Raw genomic sequence first — 15,820 nt, 5'->3', positions numbered from 1 at the left:
GAATAACTCCACCTGTTACTGCTTATGTTCTCGATTATTCATGCAGCGATCGCAGTATCCGCAACTTATCTTACCTTTAGAATTGGCACAGATAACCCTGTAGTTCTCGGCTTAGCGATTTTTGGCTCCCAGTTTTCCGATTTGAATTGAACCATGTCTCTGTTAAATAATTTCTGATGAAAAACATTGTAAAGCTTAACTAAAGCTGTATTATTGTTGTACTTAGCAACTAATCAAAAAAGATGGAAAATAAAAATATTGAACTTTTCTTTCAAATAGTTCTGAGTGTTGTAGTTATTGCTGTAGTTGGTATTTTTATTCAGAATATAATAGGTTTTATTCTTAACCATGCTAAAGGTATAGGTTGGGTTACAATTATCTGTGCATCTGTGTTAGTTTTCATTAAATTCAAAGAGCTTAAATAATCGCTGTAGTTATTATGGTCATAACCTGTGGATTAAGCTTCACTATCACACTTTTATCACCCTAGAAAATTGCCTTAGTTCAAGAAGTGCAAACCCTTGCTAATGTGCTCATAGGGTCTCGTGGAACAGCCTATTCAAATCGCATCGAAATTACTGTCAGAATCTCAGCTCATAAGGATCTCAAAATTGCTCAAGATATGATGATCGCAAAAGGACAAGTTATCAGCGATCGCGATCGCAATTGTCAATCAAATATGATTGTTTGATTTGGTCACTATTCTGAAGTATTGATATATCGAGTGCTCTAGAATTTCTAGGGCATTTTTTTGCAGATCGGAATCTATATAGTTAGGTATTTTGCAATCCATCAATTCATTAAGGAGATCTATGAACGCAAAAATTAAACTTCCCGATCGTGCTGCTGCTATTCCTGAAATCGAGGTGCCAATACAGCGTAATTCAGAATCTGATATTCAACCTCTATCCACCGTATCAGACAGCGGACATGCACTGATCGGATCTCAACCTGGAGATGTCACAGTCAAAGTTTCAGGATTCAATATTGTGGAAATTCCATCAGTAGTTATCTGTCAAGCACGACAGAGCACTAACTTTGATCGCGGATACACAGATCAATTTGCGATTCAAGTTATTGAAACGGCAACAACTTTCATCCGATTCCGTGTCCGAAGAATCGATGACGGCACTGGAAGTTCTGGTTGGGGACAAAATTTACGAGTAGATATACTGGTTATCAACTAGAGATATAAGCATAATCTGCTAAAGATGGCACAAAACGATCGCAGTTTTTCGTAAAATTGAAGAAGTTGCGATCGCTATATTTTTTTGAATCTCATCAAGTTCTCTGTTCAATTTTCAATTTAAGAACTTTACCCTTAGAGCCTTCTCTTGCAACCCGAATCAGTAAACCAGCAAGTAATAAGCTAGCCACAATAGAATTAATTCCATAGCTAAAGAAAGGAAAAGGCAGGCCAGTAGTAGGTAAAGAGCCGGTGGCAACCGCAATGTTAATTAAAGACTGTCCGACAAGAAACACCATAACCCCGATCGCAACTAATCTTTGGATTTTACTCTTGGATTTGAAAGCAACTCGCAGCGCAATTGTTCCGTAAAGAATAATAAAAAGCAGCAGGAATAGACAACCAATAAACCCGAATTCCTCACTATAAACTGAGAAAATAAAATCCGTAGAGCGAATTGGTAAATAGGACAGTTTTTGTTGTGATAAACCTAAACCAGAACCAGACCAACCACCAGACGCGATCGCAATTAAACTTTGAATTAATTGATAACCCTTTCCTTGGGGATCATCCCAAGGTTCTAGAAAAAAAACAATGCGATCCCATTGATAGGGATTGTGCCATAAACTCAATCCGGCAACACTTAATCCCCCTAAACTCACAGACAATAATTGAGGCCAAGGTAGCTCTGCCGCCACTGCAATCAACCATAAACTCATGCCGCATAAAGCTGTGGTACTTAAATTGGGTTGGATTAAAATTCCTGCCAGGGTAAGACTAAAAATTGCTAACCAAGTTCCGCGAATATTCCAGGTTAGATTTTTCCAGCGAGCAAATAAATAGGCAGCTTGCAGCACTAAAAAAGGTTTAATCAACTCTGAAGGTTGCAGAGAAAAAGGGCCTAAAGCAATCCATCGCCTCGCGCCATATACTGTTTTTCCAATTCCAGGAACAGTGGTCAGAAAAATTAGCAACAGTAAAAAAAGAACCATTATAGGAGATATTTTCAATGTTTCTTTCAAGGGTTTATTCGTTACGATGTTAAACGCAATAATCCCCACAATAATTCCAATTAATTGGCGTTTTAGAATATAAAATCCATCTTGATGTTCAATAACCCCTTCTGGATAAGAAGCTGATATTAGAGTAATCAAACCAACCAGCAACCAAATACAAGTTAACCAATTCAGTAAACGAGCTTCCCATGTCCAGTTCCGAACTTGAGGATTTATAAAAGGAATTAAATATTTTAAATATTGCAGCACGGGTTTAATTGAAAATTAATCGTTCACTGCAAAAGTCTATCTCACAGATCCAGGAGCCGCTACAGCTCTTGAAGCTAAAAAACTGTAATATAACAACATTCTTAGCCCTGCTTTAATTTACCCAAGGCATTTTGCAGATGAGCTGGTAATTGGCGAACAATTTTGCCCTTTTCGCGATCAACTCCCACCAAAGTCACTCTTCCTGAGACAAATAATTTTTGAGTATCGGGAGATTGAATTTTATAATCCCAATGCATGCGGACTCCTTGGGTTTGATTCAAACGAGTTTTTACAATTGCCCTCATGCCCAACTGAATAGGAAGATGATATTTCAGAGATAGTTCAACTACAGGGAGATCGCAACCTAAAGCAACCAATTCGGCAAAATCCACGCCAATAGAACGCAAGCATTCCACTCTAGCCGATTCCATCCAAGTTAGATAGGTTCCATGCCAAACGACCCCTCCATAGTCAGTATGATGAGGTTGAGCAATCACTGGGTATTCAAACCAATGTTCTGTTTCGGCGCGAATTCCTGAATCAGTTTGAATCGCTGATGTTGGTAATTTGGGAGTTTTATGGGGTTGTTCTGTCATATCGCATTGGGTTTGCTAAGGTTCAATGGTAGAGCATGAATCTCTAATTTTTCAATAATATTATTGCTTATTTTAGAATCACGGCGACATTCAATAATAGCGTCTCTCAAATTAATAAGATACAGTTTACTGTTCCCTATTCCCTATTCCCTATTCCCTAAAGCAGAGCTTTATATATCTCACCAATTAAAGAAGTGCTATACAACAATGCGATAATTTAAAGTTTTGTTTTTTGATTAATTTCCATAAGTTATAATGAAAGAGAATTATAGTGATTCTCAAAACTAAGATACACTGAGCATATATAGGTAGTCTTAACAAGTAGATAGGGTCGAGTATAGGCATTAATAGCAGTAGATGTTATTGTCGCAAGAAGTCTTTTATTGCTGCATCTATACAAGTAATAGTAATAATTTTCCGGTGTTAATTCAATTGAGAACCAGTGCTTAATCGTTTCTTAGTTGTCCAAATGAGGAAACAAAATTTAAATGGTGAAGGTTGTTACTAATATCTATCTAAGAAAAAAAGCTTATAACTGATAACGAAGCAATTTTGAAAATAGACTGAGATTAACTTTCCCATTTTACGTTGATGGAGAAGGTGTTTGTCATGCAAAATACATTTCAAAAACAAAGTTTTAGTTGTATTACTGATTATGCTTTAGAGATTATTAATGCTGTTGATTTAGAGCAAATTACTCATTTCTTTGATAATTTAATTGGTGATCAATATTTGGAGGATAATTATCGTTTTAGACGTTTATCCAGATTCAAAATAGACGAGCGACCCTGCCGAGGTTCCCTCGGCAAAGGAACGCGCGAGTTTGATAACAAAATAGTCAAGTTACCTCATAATTATCTGTTTCAAAGCAGTGACTATAATCCCATTCTCGGCGATGTAGTTAGAGAGTATCCCGAAATCGAAGCCGAACTCATCAAGCAAAAAGATTTTAAGAAAATTATTTTGGAGTTTTACGAGTTTTGTAAACTTTGTTCTCAGTTTAATGAAATTGCAGTTCACCAAATCAGAACGATAACTTCTGAGTCTAATATTGGCGAACCAGCCCCGGAAGGAGTTCATCAAGATGGCGTAGATTTGGTTGGTATCTTTTGTGTCAATCGAGAAAATATTACAGGAGGGGTCACGAAACTTTCCCAGTCAAAAAACGGCAGTCCTGTCCTAACAAAAATCCTGAATCCTGGTGAATTTCTGGTCTTCGCCGATAGTCAGTTTTGGCACTACACTTCACCTATCACTACCAAGTCTACAGGAACAGGCGTTAGAGATGTCTTTGTGCTTACTTGTCCTGGTCTGTTGCCGCCTGCGGCTAAGTAATTTGGACTATCAACTATTAATTAAAAGAGGCGTATTTATGATGGCTTTGTTTGATGTAGAAAGCGTACGAGCACAATTTCCTGCCTTAACTCATAAAGTTCATGGCCAACCGATAATTTTTTTTGATGGCCCAGGAGGAACACAAGTACCAGCTTCGGTGATGAAGGCAATGCAAGAATACCTTTTGAGCTCTAATGCTAATGCTCATGGGGCTTTTATTACTAGTATTAGAACTGATGAACTCATGAATGCTGCGCGAATTGCGATCGCGAATTTTTTGGGTTGCGATCGCGATGAGGTTGTTTTTGGCGCTAATATGACCAGTCTGACTTTTACTTTAAGTAGGGCGATCGCTCGTGAGCTCAAACCAGGAGATGAAATTATTGTTACTCGCTTAGATCATGATGCTAATGTGGCTCCTTGGTTAGCATTAAGGGAACAAGGAGTAATTATTCGGACTGTTGATCTCAATCCTGAAGACTGTACCTTAAATTTGTCTGATTTCGCCGCCAAACTAAATCAACAGACAAAATTGGTGGCTGTGGGTTATGCCTCAAATGCTGTGGGGACAATTAATGATGTCAAGAAAATTATCACCATGGCTCATGAGCTCAAGGCTCTAGTTTTTATTGATGCAGTGCATTATGCGCCCCATGGCCTTATTGATGTACAAGATCTTGATTGTGATTTTTTGGTTTGTTCTGCTTATAAGTTTTTTGGCCCCCATGTCGGGATTCTTTATGGCAAGAGGGAACATCTCAATCGCATTCCTCCCGACAAAGCTCGACCAGCACCGCAAGAAAGCCCTGCTTGTTGGGAAACAGGAACTCCCAATTTTGAAGGACTTGCAGGCTTAGTGGCCACTATCCAATATTTGAGCGATTTAGGTCAGCAAATCTCCCCTGCTGCTGATTCTCGGCAGGTCATCGTATCTGCTATGGAGGGAATTCAAAGCTATGAACAAAAACTTTGCCAACATTTGATTAGGGGCTTGTTAGCAATTCGGGGGATAACTTTTTACGGTATCAGCGAGCAGAATCGCTTGCGATGGCGAACTCCTACTGTAGGAATCAGGATCAGAGGCAAAACTCCCTATGAGATTGCCAAGGAGCTTGGCGATCGCGGTATTTTTACGTGGCATGGCAATTTTTATGCGATCGGACTTACTGAACGTTTGGGCCTAGAATCCAGTGGCGGTTTGCTGCGTATTGGCTTAGTCCATTACAATGCGATCGCAGAAATTGATCAGCTCCTTGCGACCTTAAAAGAAATTGCCTCTAAAGCCCCTGACGTGGTGAAGGCAGAGGGCAGAGAGAGGGCAGAACGAAAAAATACCCCGAAAATAAAGGCTAGAAACTAATGATAGCAAGACTTTTAGTCAATTTTGTTGATTTTTTAGTTTCTGAAGAGCAGAAAGCAAAAAATGCTCTGAATAATGCAACTTGACCTTCAAGGCAATCGCTAATAATAACCTTTGTTCATAGACGTAAAATCATTTTAAATTACCTTTGCGTCTTTGCGTCTTTGCGCGAGATGCAAAATTACACTTTAGAACGCGATTTAGTATAGAACCTAACACCAGTTCTGACTAGACCATAAAATTGCCAAATCGTCTTTCTTACTTTTTTTTAGTAGCTTTTGGCCTGGTGAATTTAGAGGCTGCGGGAAAATATTTCACAGGTTCATTTGCTAGAGCTTGTGACATAAAAGAGCGCCAAATCGGTGCAGCATGACCACCTCCTGTGACACCTCTTCCTAAAGTTTTATAGTTATCGTTCCCAACCCAAACAGCGGTGGCCAATTGGGGCACATAACCAACAAACCAGACATCTCTTTCCGAAGAAGTGGTACCAGTTTTCCCTGCCGCGGGACGACCAATATCAGCATTGGGAGCTGTCCCTCCAGGGGCAATAACTCCTTTGAGAACAGATGTCAAACTGGCAGTTGCCCAAGAATCTAGTAGTAACTGCGGTTTAGGCCGATTTTCCAGGAGAATATTCCCTCGACTGTCGGCGACTTGCAAAATTAATGTGGGGTCAGCATGCCAACCGTTACTGGCAAAAGTGGCATAAGCTGCGGCCATTTCCATCGGAGTAACCCCAATCGAGCCTAAGGGCAGAGAAACTACTGGTTGCAAAGGACTCTTCAATCCCAAAAGACGACATACTTCAATTACATCCTCTAAGCCAACTGCTTTGCCCAATTTCACCGCAGGAACGTTTTTAGACTGGATTAATGCTGTTCTCAAGGCGATCGTTCCAGAAAATTTCTTGCCATAATTTTGGGGTCTATACCAACCAGAAGGCACTCGATAACGAACCGGGGTGTCATCAATAGTACTGTAGGGACTATAGTTACCACTAGCAAAAGCAGTGTAATAGACAAAAGGTTTAAAGGCAGAACCAGGTTGTCTGCGAGACTGAAGGGCACGATTAAACTGGCTTTCATCGTAGTTTACCCCTCCAACTAAAGCTTTAACAAAATGAGTTCTCGGATCGATCGCAATTAAAGCTACTTGGTCAGCTCGCACACCCCAGCGACGTAAACGTTTAAACCCATCTTGAACTGACTTTTCTGCCATTTGCTGGAAATTTAAATCAATAGTTGTTTGAACCCTCATGCCGCCTCGTAATACTTCTTCTGAGCCGAAACGTTCTTTGAGTTCGGCCGTCACAGCTTCTGTAATAAAAGGTAATTTACTTGCACTCCAGGCAGTTGGTTTATTGACCAATAGAGGGGCTGTTTTAGCTGTATCTTTCTCTGATTCAGAAATCCAACCTAAAGTTGCCATGCGATTTAACACAATAGCTTGTCTTCTTTTGGTAGCTGGATATTGGGAAAAGGGACTATATTGTTCTGGCGCTTGGATTAAACCCGCCATCATCGCCGATTCTTCGAGGTTCAATTCCGAGGCATTTTTATTAAAATAGGTTTCAGCCGCGGTTTGTACACCATAGTTATTGTGACCCCAATAGATATTATTCAGGTACATTTCCAAAATTTCATCTTTCGAGAAAACCTGTTCTACTCGTACCGCCAGAATTGCCTCGGCTAATTTACGACTAAATGTTCTTTCTTGAGTTAAAAACAGATTTTTCACCAGTTGCATCGTCAGGGTAGAGGCCCCCTCTTGCACGCCCCCCTTCTGCAAATTCACTACAACCGCGCGACCAATACTATAGGGATTGATGCCATTATGTTCATAAAAACTGCTATCTTCTACGGCAATCACAGCTGTTTTCAGTTCCGCTGAGATCTCTGAGAGAGGAACTAATTCTCGATTGGCTTCTCCGTGAAGACGGGTGAGGAGTTTGCCTTTGATGTCGTAGATATAGCTGGTCTCAGAAGGTAGATAACTACTTAAAACTCTTACATCAGGTAGATTACGGAAACTAATCGCTAAACCAACTAAGCCTCCTGCGACGATCGCACTACCAATCATGGTAATCCCTAAAAACGTTCCACTAGCAGCTTTGGCAACTCCAGTAGTGAAAGAGATGACAGGTGACAATTTTTTGGGAGGTTGCTGATGGGACTCTATAGCTTTAGACGACACGATGTTTTCACTTCCTCTGCGAACTGATGTGGGACTCTGTATTATAGCTAGTTCGTAGATTATAACTTTGAGGAAACTATTCGCAACTTGTTTCCTCAAACTCCAATGTTCGAGCTGGTAAATTGGGGGAATCGAAGGTTTTAGGTAGTAGGTGTTAGGTGTTAGGTAAGTCCAGAAAAATGATAAATGTACTTCTAGTAGATGATCAAAGTATTGTGCGAGAAGGATTAACCAGTTTACTCGAAACTCAAAGTGATCTGAAAATAGTTGGGGAAGCAGAAAATGGCAAAATTGCCGTAGAGCGATCGCTAGAGCTCAAGCCAGATGTTATCCTCATGGATATTCGGATGCCTATTATGGACGGGGTCGCAGCAATTCGGATTCTGAACAAACAAGCCCCAGAGATTAAAATCCTGGTTTTAACTACTTTTGATGACGATGAATATGTGACTCAAGCGATGGCTTCTGGTGCCAAGGGCTATTTGCTCAAAGATACTCCCTCTGCCGAGCTCGCCCAGGCAATTCGGGCTGTGAATCAAGGATATACCCAATTAGGGCCTGGATTGTTTGAGAAAGCTCTGGCGGTTAATGCTGAAATTTCTGCAACCATACCATCAGAGTTGAGCGAACTAACTTCCAGAGAACAAGAGGTTTTACAATTGATTGCCCAGGGTTATAACAATCGGGAAATCGCCGCGGAATTATATATTGCAGAACGGACTGTTAAAAATCACGTTAATAGTATTTTGCGTCGTCTTAATTTACGCGATCGCACTCAAGCTGCTATTTTGGCGAACAAGTATTTTTAGATTCAGACACAAGTTTCAAACTATAGCGCTACGCGCTGGGGAATAGGCAACAGGCAACAGGCAACGGGAAAAGCAAAATCCAGAATATACAAAGTGTTTGAAGAATTGCAGTGTGATAATCATTTGTCATAACCTAAATTCGTATTGCTATAGAAGCGTTTTAAGAGCTAATTGACAATGAAAATATCTCTATGAGATAAATTTGGAGTATTAGTCAGAGTTGTAATTAGCAATTCGCGGCCCGAACCACTGCCGTCGGCATCAAAGAAAACATTCCCATTGTTGGGATTATAAATAAAGCGATCGCTAGCATCAGTTGTTCCTAAGCCGATCGCAAATTGATCTTCATTAAGAAACTGACCAGATGTTAATTCTTCCCCAAAACCAGCACGGGAGAAAATCATGATATCCTTAGCAACGTCAAAATCTGTAATGCGATCATTCCGATGATTGATTGCCTTATAGAAAAAGACATCTGAACCTTCGCCGCCGGTGAGCAGATCAACGCCGACTCCCCCAATCAAGGTGTCATCTTGAGTTCCCCCCACCAAGGTATCACGACCACCACTGCCATTAAGAATCACTTGCATCCGGGTTACAGCAGAGGCATCGACAAAATTATGGGAGCTCCCCGCAAAAACATTGGCGATTTCAATATCTTCTAAAATATCTGTGCCCCGAGCAATCAGACTTGTGTTCGTCAGCAAAATGTCGCCATTAAAAGATTCTTTGGCAACATCAATGCCTGCGCCCCCTTGCAAAGTATCGTCGCCATTGCCGCCACGAAGAGTATCATCACCCGCGCCTCCCTGTAATACATCTTGACCACCTTGACCAAATATGAGATCTTTTCCTAGTCCACCGACTAGGGTATCGGCACCTTCTCCGCCCACTAGAGTATCGCCAAAAGCTCCACCATCAAGAAAATCCTTGCCATTCCCCCCATTGAGGCTATCGGCTCCTGCTTCTCCTAAAATCGTATCAGCACCATCTAAGCCTTTAATGGTATCGTCTCCATCTTCCCCTAAGATATAGTCTTGACTATTAGTGCCAGTAAGTTGATCATCATTAGCTGTCCCGATAATATCTGGATCAGGTTCGGGATTTGGTTGTGGAGGAATATCTTGCCCCTCAGTAATGGTCAGAATCTGATTGATTGCTACATTGCTAAATTCTTGCGTGGCTCCCGAAGGCCATTCTACTCGTAAATTTTCGATCTGATTGTTTTGTCCTAAACCAAAGTGAATTCTTTGGGAATTTTGCCCAAAAAGATGATTGCCCCCATTTTGTTCTCTGAGCTGACTAGTGCCATCGGGAGTTGTCAGAATAACTCTGGCACCAACAGCATCACGATTGGAAGTTGTACCTTCTAATTTGAACTGAATCCAATTATTATTGTTCCCTTGATTTTGGAAAAGTTGGGGCGCTTCGCCTAAATAAGTGCGATCACGCGATCGCGATGTCAGAGAGCCCGCAAAAATATCTAAAAAGCCGTTATTATCAAAATCGGCAACGGCTAGTCTCTGTCCAATATCAAAATCGAGAATATGGGGGCCAATGGCTGTGCCTTCAGCTCCACTAACTTCTACGGGGATAAAACTACCATCGCCTTGATTGTCATAGAAAATATTCGGTTGATTAAAGCTAGCATAGGCATTGGCAAGATATAAATCTACATCCATATCATTATCAAAGTCTCCTGCCACTACTGATTGAGCAGAAGTTAAAGCTGTAATCCCTGAAGCGATGGAACTATCTTGATATTGATCTGTTGCCGAATCATAAAGCCATAAGCGATCGCTAAGTCTATTGACATTAGGATCTACAGTGGTAAAACCAATTGTGTTTGTATTGTTGATCTGCTCCGTACTTTCAACTACTAGCCGTAGGCGTTCTCTATTGGGAGAAACTAACCGGACTTGCCAAGTTTGACTAAAAAAGTTGTAGCCAATGTATAGACCTTTGGTAGCAGGATCAGGCGTTGTTAAGCCAAAAACTGAAGCATCATTGGGGTTGAGAACTAAACCCGCGCGATCGCTGTTAACAGTTTGTAAAGCTGAGGAATTGGGTGATGCAAACTGAGTAATTGCTGCCAATTCTGCAGCGGTGGGATTGCGCCCCGAAGCTCCGATGAAGATTTGATTGACATTGAGATTAGCGACTAAACCATTGACATCAAAAGTGTCTAGAGCCAGATTCCCATTGGTTTGAAGACGAAAACCAATATCATTGATGCCATCACCAGAGTTCAAAAACAAATCCGCAGCGAGCATTTTTCCCGAAGTTTGCACCAGACTAGAGCCTTGTTGTTTGGTACTAGAGCGGGTCATGAAAATATCGGGACGCAAATCGTTATTAAAGTCTGCGATCGCAAAATCCCTAGCCGCCTGATGATCGATAAAATCTTGAGTCGGTTCGGCAGGAGGATCACTCAAGATAGGAAACTGATTGGTAATATCCTGAAATAAACCAGTTGAGATATCGTAAACTTTCAGAGGAAAACTGTAAGTACCCTGAATGACCAGATCTAGTTTGCCATCTCCAGTTAAATCTGCCAATTGAGCAGAACGGGCCGGTTCATTGAAATTCAGACCAACTTCAACCCGAGCATTAGTAAATGTGCCATCAGCATTTTGACGAAAAAAAGTTGTTTTGCCTAAACCATCTTCTCTGAGCCCATTGAGCTGTAAAACATCTAGTAAGCCATCATTATTGCTATCAAACCAAAGAGCGGACCGGCCTCTACCAATTTTAAATCGAAGATTTTTTTCTCCAGCTTGTTCTCTTAAAACTCCATTATCATTAATATATAAGAGATTGGCATCTACATCATTTCCTCCCAAATTTCCGCCGCCAACCACAAAAAGATCGAGATCCCCATCATTATCAATATCTTGCCAATTTGTTCCATGTAAATCGCCATTATTTTTGACGGTAAAATCCTCAAAGATATTGGTAAAAGTGCCATCTCCATTATTAATATAAAGACTGGGCTTTTTCCCCTCAGGATTAATAGTTGTTGGGACAAAATATCCATGGCCACTCACAAATAAATCTTCCAGTCCATCATCGTTATAATCTAGCCAATTAAGACTAAAAGCTTCAAATCCCCTGGCTTCTGACCAAGTGATTCCCGCCTGTTGAGCTATATCGACAAAAGAGTTCTGGTTAATCATTGTTAATTTGAATATATTTATAATTTGTTCTTTGATTTAATTAATTTACTAAGTCATGAAACCCATTCCAAGAATTACGAAAATCTTTGATTTCTTCTGGATTGGAGGAATACTAACTCGGATTAAATATAAATTAAAATCAGAACATAATTATTCTCAAAAATAGTAGTAAATCAATATAAAAATTATCTATTGGTATAAATAGTCTCATTTAAGAATAGTAATTTATATATTTTTTGTATCAAGATCGGTAATAGTTGTTTATAAATTTGACAATATTTAGCGTAATTGTAAAAATTTCGTTTTTGACTAACTTAAATTTTTAAACTGATAATTGGCAACAGGTAATAGGGCACCGGAAAAAGGAATCAAGCTGATTCAAGATGCCTAACATTGAATAGAAGCTTTAGCTAATGCAATTATCATCGGTTCGCTAGTATAATCCTAAAGGTTCACTCGCAAATTCAGTTAAATTAAACGAACAAGTACTAAATAATACGATTATGTTGAAAAATGATAAATGGATTATTGAGCAAGCTGGAAAAGGTATGATCGAGCCTTTTGAACCCAAATTAGTTAGAACTGTGGTCAATAATGCAGGGAATACCATACCTGTGCTGAGCTACGGTGTTTCTAGTTATGGATATGATATCCGCTTATCTAATTCAGAATTTCTCATTTTCAAACATATACCTGGCACCATCATTAACCCTAAACAATTCAATCCTCGCAATTTAGAAGCGGTCGAATTACAGCATGATGAATACGGAGATTTTTTTATTATTCCTGCCCATAGTTACGGATTGGGTGTTGCCTTAGAAAAACTTAGTATCCCACCAAATATCACGGTGGTTTGTGTCGGCAAAAGTAGCTATGCTAGATGCGGCTTGATTGTAAATACCACTCCTGGAGAAGCTTCTTGGGAAGGTCATCTAACTCTTGAGTTCTCTAACGCTTCAAGTGCAGATTGCCGAGTCTATACAGAGGGCATTGCTCAACTACTTTTTCTGGAGGGAGAGCCTTGCCAAACTACCTATTCTGACCGCAAAGGTAAATATCAAAATCAGCCTCAAAAAGTAACATTACCCATCGTCTAAATATAGAACTAATTAGGTTTTAGGCTTTAGGTTTTAGGTTTTAGGTTAAAAATAATCATATTTTGATTTAAATCAAATAATATTGAGGAATTGCCCATTACCCATTACCTATTACCCATTACCCATTACCTATTACCCATTACCCATTACCTATTACCCATTACCCATTACCCATTACCTATTTACTTACTGGGAATTTTGATTGAAAGTTTGAACCAAAGTAGATAGACCATTGATAGCTCTGTACAGCTGATTTAGAGATTGATTATATTGAATAATGGCATCAAGGCGATTTCCTCTAGCAGTTGTCAATTCGGTTTGAGCTTCAATAACATCAGTTTGAGTCCCTACTCCTGCTTGGAAACGTAGTCTTGCGAGCCTTAGACTCTCTTCTGCAAGTTCTACAGCTTTTCCAGAGGTGACAATATTCTCTTTGTTGGCTTGCAGTCCAAAATAAGCTTGTTCTACTTCGACACGTACCTGATTTCGTTGATTAGCAAAAGCAGTTTGATCAATCAAAATATCGGTTTCTTCCTGTCTTGCTCTAGCAAGAGCTGTTCCACCATCGAAAATTGACCATTGCAATCTGGCGCCATAGGAATAACCATCGGCTAAGTCCGCATCATCATCATAGACTTCTAAGATCTCGTACTCGGCAAACAAACTTATTTGAGGTTTGATCGCAGACCAAGCAATTTTACGCTGTTCCTCGTTAATCTGTTTACGGACTAATAATTGATCCAGCTCTGCGCGATCGCTGTATCCCAAAACAATGGTTTCTTCTAGAGATTTGTCCCAAAGTCCTGCCTCTTGAATTTCATCAGCAGTTTCGAGATTCACTTGCTGTCCCAGACTCAGAGTTTCCGCTAATTGTCGACGTGCGGTGCGCTGTTCGGCTATGCGAGTGGTCAATCTTTGCTCAGCATTAGCCAATTCTACTTCTGCCCGTAAAACATCGAATCTAGTTCCTAAGCCCGCTTGTTCCAAGAGTTGTGCATCTTTTAATGTTTGCTGTGCATCCTCGACTGCGGCTTCTTCAATATTGACTTGAGCATTGGAATTTTGCAGATCATAGTAATCCCTGGCAGTTTCAAAAAGAGTTTGCTCGGTGATTCTTTCGACATCTAATTGATTAAATTCGACGTTCTTTTTCGCCCGACGAATGTCTGCACCTCTATTGCCCCCAGTATAGACATTGTAACTAAGAGTAATATCACTATCCAATTGAGTAATACTGTCTTCATCTGCTGAACTACCAGCGCCAAATCTCTCTCTAGAACGTTCGGAAGCAGCCGAATCACTTTCTGTAAAATTACCTCGTAGATCAAGATCGGGATAGAGAGCCGATCTTGCTTGTTGCAATTCTCTTTCTGCTCGTACTAGGTTTAATCTCGACTCTTCTAAGTCTTTATTGTTTCTTAATGCTAAATCGAGGGCTTGTTTGAGGGTGAGAGGTTCATTGATATTAATTTCTACTTCTTCTGGTGTGGCAGGAAGATTTAGGCGATCGGGATCTTGTTCCAATCTTTCAAATTCAGAATAAGTTTCAGCTTCTACTGTGGGATCTAGTTCCTCTACCTGCTCAACTTCTTCCTCCTCAACAGTATCTGTTGCCTGTGATATTTTTAGGGGACTAGTAGTATTTTTAATATTAGTTGATGTATGGAAATTCTGAGGTTTTGGCGGTTTATCTATTGTTTGTGCCGAGGTTGGGGTTATATAACTAGATAAAATTACGGCGCTTACCCCAATAGTTTTGAGAATTAACTCTACTCTACTCACTCCTCACTCCTTAAATCTATATCTTATATATTGAAAATAGTCGTAACTAATATATCCTAGATTATTGATTCTGACTTTATCTTAGGTAAGTGTTTTGTTTGCGAGTATTATTGTCGGCAAATCATTTCTAAGGCTTAATTTATGGCCGTCTAAATTTTCCAGGCTTTATATAGTCTTTGCCACAAATTATTAACTGTCTTTTTTACCTCATTCTGGAAATCCCAACGTTGAAAAGCCCTTTCGTATTCGTCTCCCTGAAGATGGAAAGTTTTCCAGGCACTCAATGCAATGGCGGGACTCCAAAGTAAGAGAATAAAAATAGACCAAGGAGTAAAGTTAAGCACCAAAAAATTAATCGCGACCAGAAAGGCATTGATAATGAGATATTTGACTAGTTTCTGTTTGAAGCAATCATGGCGATAGCGATCAAAGGCCAGATGCTTTTCTTGAATCGTCTTAAGTTGTAACCAATCTGTTTCAGCCGCTTGTATCGTCTGGGGATCTAGATCCAATTCTTCAGCAATTTCCCAAAGTTGTTTTCTCGTTAGTTGATCATCTTCTCCTTGTCGAGCGATCGCAATCTGGAGAATATGTTGAATATCTTCTGTTGTATATAGTTCTGGATATTGTACGGACGAATCGGGCATGGCTATCTAATAATCTCTTCCTATTCAATTATGCCTAATTACATAAAATTGCTAATATACTTCAATTAGGGAACAATGACAACCTAGGTAGTAATTCCTCCGTGACATAAATATTGGGGACTGGTTATTAATTAAAACTTAAAAATTTTTCCGAGAAAACCCGTAGTTATCATACGACATGAATGGCCCGAACTTTGCTTGTCTAGATCATCGGTTATGGCGCAGTTTCCTTTGCAGGGATGACATCTGCGGGATCGAACCTTTGTTGGGCAAGTCTGCTCAAAAAGTCTGATTAAATAATTGAAAAAGCATTAAAAGACAGTTTTTCCTGGAATTTTGCTTGGTTACAGTTGATTCGTCACTATTGCTTT

14 protein-coding genes are annotated in these 15,820 nt (G+C 39.9%); 8 read left to right on the top strand and 6 right to left on the bottom strand.

What is annotated here, in order from left to right; genetic code table 11:
• The first annotated feature begins 24 nt into the window (after nucleotides 1-24).
• The 4 genes from XEN7305_RS30110 (at nucleotide 25) to XEN7305_RS25855 (ending at nucleotide 1,187) form a co-directional block, all read left to right on the top strand.
• On the top strand, nucleotides 25-150 hold the full coding sequence (locus XEN7305_RS30110; protein WP_006512518.1) for a hypothetical protein: 126 nt from the start codon (nucleotides 25-27) through the stop codon (nucleotides 148-150).
• 92 nt (nucleotides 151-242) lie between these two features.
• Nucleotides 243-425, top strand: a complete 183-nt coding sequence (locus XEN7305_RS25865) for a hypothetical protein (protein WP_006512517.1) — start codon at nucleotides 243-245, stop codon at nucleotides 423-425.
• A 104-nt stretch (nucleotides 426-529) separates the two neighbouring features.
• Nucleotides 530-691, top strand: a complete 162-nt coding sequence (locus tag XEN7305_RS25860) for a hypothetical protein (RefSeq protein ID WP_158500463.1) — start codon at nucleotides 530-532, stop codon at nucleotides 689-691.
• Between the two features lie 121 nt (nucleotides 692-812).
• Nucleotides 813-1,187 (top strand): hypothetical protein, encoded by a 375-nt coding sequence (locus tag XEN7305_RS25855; RefSeq protein WP_006512515.1) that lies wholly within the window; start codon nucleotides 813-815, stop codon nucleotides 1,185-1,187.
• 94 nt (nucleotides 1,188-1,281) lie between these two features.
• Here the strand turns inward: XEN7305_RS25855 and XEN7305_RS25850 are convergent, their stop codons facing one another.
• Both XEN7305_RS25850 and XEN7305_RS25845 read right to left on the bottom strand, forming a co-directional pair.
• Nucleotides 1,282-2,451, bottom strand: coding sequence for an FtsW/RodA/SpoVE family cell cycle protein (locus XEN7305_RS25850; protein ID WP_006512514.1), 1,170 nt, complete (start codon nucleotides 2,449-2,451; stop codon nucleotides 1,282-1,284).
• Nucleotides 2,452-2,552: 101 nt separating this feature from the next.
• Nucleotides 2,553-3,047 (bottom strand): thioesterase family protein, encoded by a 495-nt coding sequence (locus XEN7305_RS25845; RefSeq protein WP_006512513.1) that lies wholly within the window; start codon nucleotides 3,045-3,047, stop codon nucleotides 2,553-2,555.
• 609 nt (nucleotides 3,048-3,656) lie between these two features.
• Between XEN7305_RS25845 and XEN7305_RS25840 the strand changes: the two genes are divergently transcribed.
• Together XEN7305_RS25840 and XEN7305_RS25835 are read left to right on the top strand one after the other, a co-directional pair.
• Nucleotides 3,657-4,382 carry a 2OG-Fe dioxygenase family protein gene (locus XEN7305_RS25840; RefSeq protein WP_040899739.1) on the top strand — a complete coding sequence of 242 codons (726 nt, stop codon included), beginning with the start codon at nucleotides 3,657-3,659 and terminating at the stop codon, nucleotides 4,380-4,382.
• 37 nt (nucleotides 4,383-4,419) lie between these two features.
• Nucleotides 4,420-5,742: a cysteine desulfurase-like protein gene (locus XEN7305_RS25835; protein ID WP_006512511.1), complete on the top strand. Its 1,323-nt coding sequence runs from the start codon at nucleotides 4,420-4,422 to the stop codon at nucleotides 5,740-5,742.
• 258 nt (nucleotides 5,743-6,000) lie between these two features.
• Here XEN7305_RS25835 and XEN7305_RS25830 read toward each other — a convergent pair whose 3' ends face one another.
• Nucleotides 6,001-7,938 (bottom strand): transglycosylase domain-containing protein, encoded by a 1,938-nt coding sequence (locus XEN7305_RS25830; protein WP_006512510.1) that lies wholly within the window; start codon nucleotides 7,936-7,938, stop codon nucleotides 6,001-6,003.
• A gap of 179 nt (nucleotides 7,939-8,117) precedes the next feature.
• On the opposite strand from XEN7305_RS25830, the gene XEN7305_RS25825 reads away from it, so the two are divergent.
• On the top strand, nucleotides 8,118-8,747 hold the full coding sequence (locus XEN7305_RS25825) for a response regulator transcription factor (protein WP_006512509.1): 630 nt from the start codon (nucleotides 8,118-8,120) through the stop codon (nucleotides 8,745-8,747).
• 167 nt (nucleotides 8,748-8,914) lie between these two features.
• Here XEN7305_RS25825 and XEN7305_RS27150 read toward each other — a convergent pair whose 3' ends face one another.
• Nucleotides 8,915-11,923: a CRTAC homolog protein gene (locus tag XEN7305_RS27150; RefSeq protein WP_006512508.1), complete on the bottom strand. Its 3,009-nt coding sequence runs from the start codon at nucleotides 11,921-11,923 to the stop codon at nucleotides 8,915-8,917.
• Nucleotides 11,924-12,426: 503 nt separating this feature from the next.
• Here XEN7305_RS27150 and dcd point away from each other — a divergent pair.
• Nucleotides 12,427-13,020, top strand: coding sequence for a dCTP deaminase (gene dcd / locus XEN7305_RS25815; protein ID WP_006512507.1), 594 nt, complete (start codon nucleotides 12,427-12,429; stop codon nucleotides 13,018-13,020).
• A gap of 186 nt (nucleotides 13,021-13,206) precedes the next feature.
• On the opposite strand, the gene XEN7305_RS25810 is transcribed toward dcd, so the two are convergent.
• Together XEN7305_RS25810 and XEN7305_RS25805 are read right to left on the bottom strand one after the other, a co-directional pair.
• Nucleotides 13,207-14,802, bottom strand: a complete 1,596-nt coding sequence (locus XEN7305_RS25810; RefSeq protein WP_006512506.1) for a TolC family protein — start codon at nucleotides 14,800-14,802, stop codon at nucleotides 13,207-13,209.
• A gap of 149 nt (nucleotides 14,803-14,951) precedes the next feature.
• Complete coding sequence (locus tag XEN7305_RS25805; protein ID WP_006512505.1) at nucleotides 14,952-15,449, bottom strand: 2TM domain-containing protein; 498 nt, start codon at nucleotides 15,447-15,449, stop codon at nucleotides 14,952-14,954.
• Between the last annotated feature and the right edge of the window lie 371 nt (nucleotides 15,450-15,820).

The organism is Xenococcus sp. PCC 7305 (genome assembly GCF_000332055.1).
Taxonomy (GTDB): Bacteria; Cyanobacteriota; Cyanobacteriia; order Cyanobacteriales; family Xenococcaceae; genus Xenococcus.
The sequence above is the reverse complement of the archived record's forward strand: the minus strand, read 5'-3'. Positions and strand labels throughout refer to the sequence as shown.

Excerpts from the sequence above, each read along its gene's own strand:
- dcd (WP_006512507.1), top strand. The coding sequence starts at position 12,427 with ATGTTGAAAAATGATAAATGGATTATTGAGCAAGCTGGAAAAGGTATG.
- XEN7305_RS25855 (WP_006512515.1), top strand. The coding sequence starts at position 813 with ATGAACGCAAAAATTAAACTTCCCGATCGTGCTGCTGCTATTCCTGAA.
- XEN7305_RS25825 (WP_006512509.1), top strand. The coding sequence starts at position 8,118 with ATGATAAATGTACTTCTAGTAGATGATCAAAGTATTGTGCGAGAAGGA.
- XEN7305_RS25845 (WP_006512513.1), bottom strand. The coding sequence starts at position 3,047 with ATGACAGAACAACCCCATAAAACTCCCAAATTACCAACATCAGCGATT.
- XEN7305_RS30110 (WP_006512518.1), top strand. The coding sequence starts at position 25 with ATGTTCTCGATTATTCATGCAGCGATCGCAGTATCCGCAACTTATCTT.
- XEN7305_RS27150 (WP_006512508.1), bottom strand. The coding sequence starts at position 11,923 with ATGATTAACCAGAACTCTTTTGTCGATATAGCTCAACAGGCGGGAATC.
- XEN7305_RS25840 (WP_040899739.1), top strand. The coding sequence starts at position 3,657 with ATGCAAAATACATTTCAAAAACAAAGTTTTAGTTGTATTACTGATTAT.
- XEN7305_RS25805 (WP_006512505.1), bottom strand. The coding sequence starts at position 15,449 with ATGCCCGATTCGTCCGTACAATATCCAGAACTATATACAACAGAAGAT.
- XEN7305_RS25835 (WP_006512511.1), top strand. The coding sequence starts at position 4,420 with ATGATGGCTTTGTTTGATGTAGAAAGCGTACGAGCACAATTTCCTGCC.
- XEN7305_RS25865 (WP_006512517.1), top strand. The coding sequence starts at position 243 with ATGGAAAATAAAAATATTGAACTTTTCTTTCAAATAGTTCTGAGTGTT.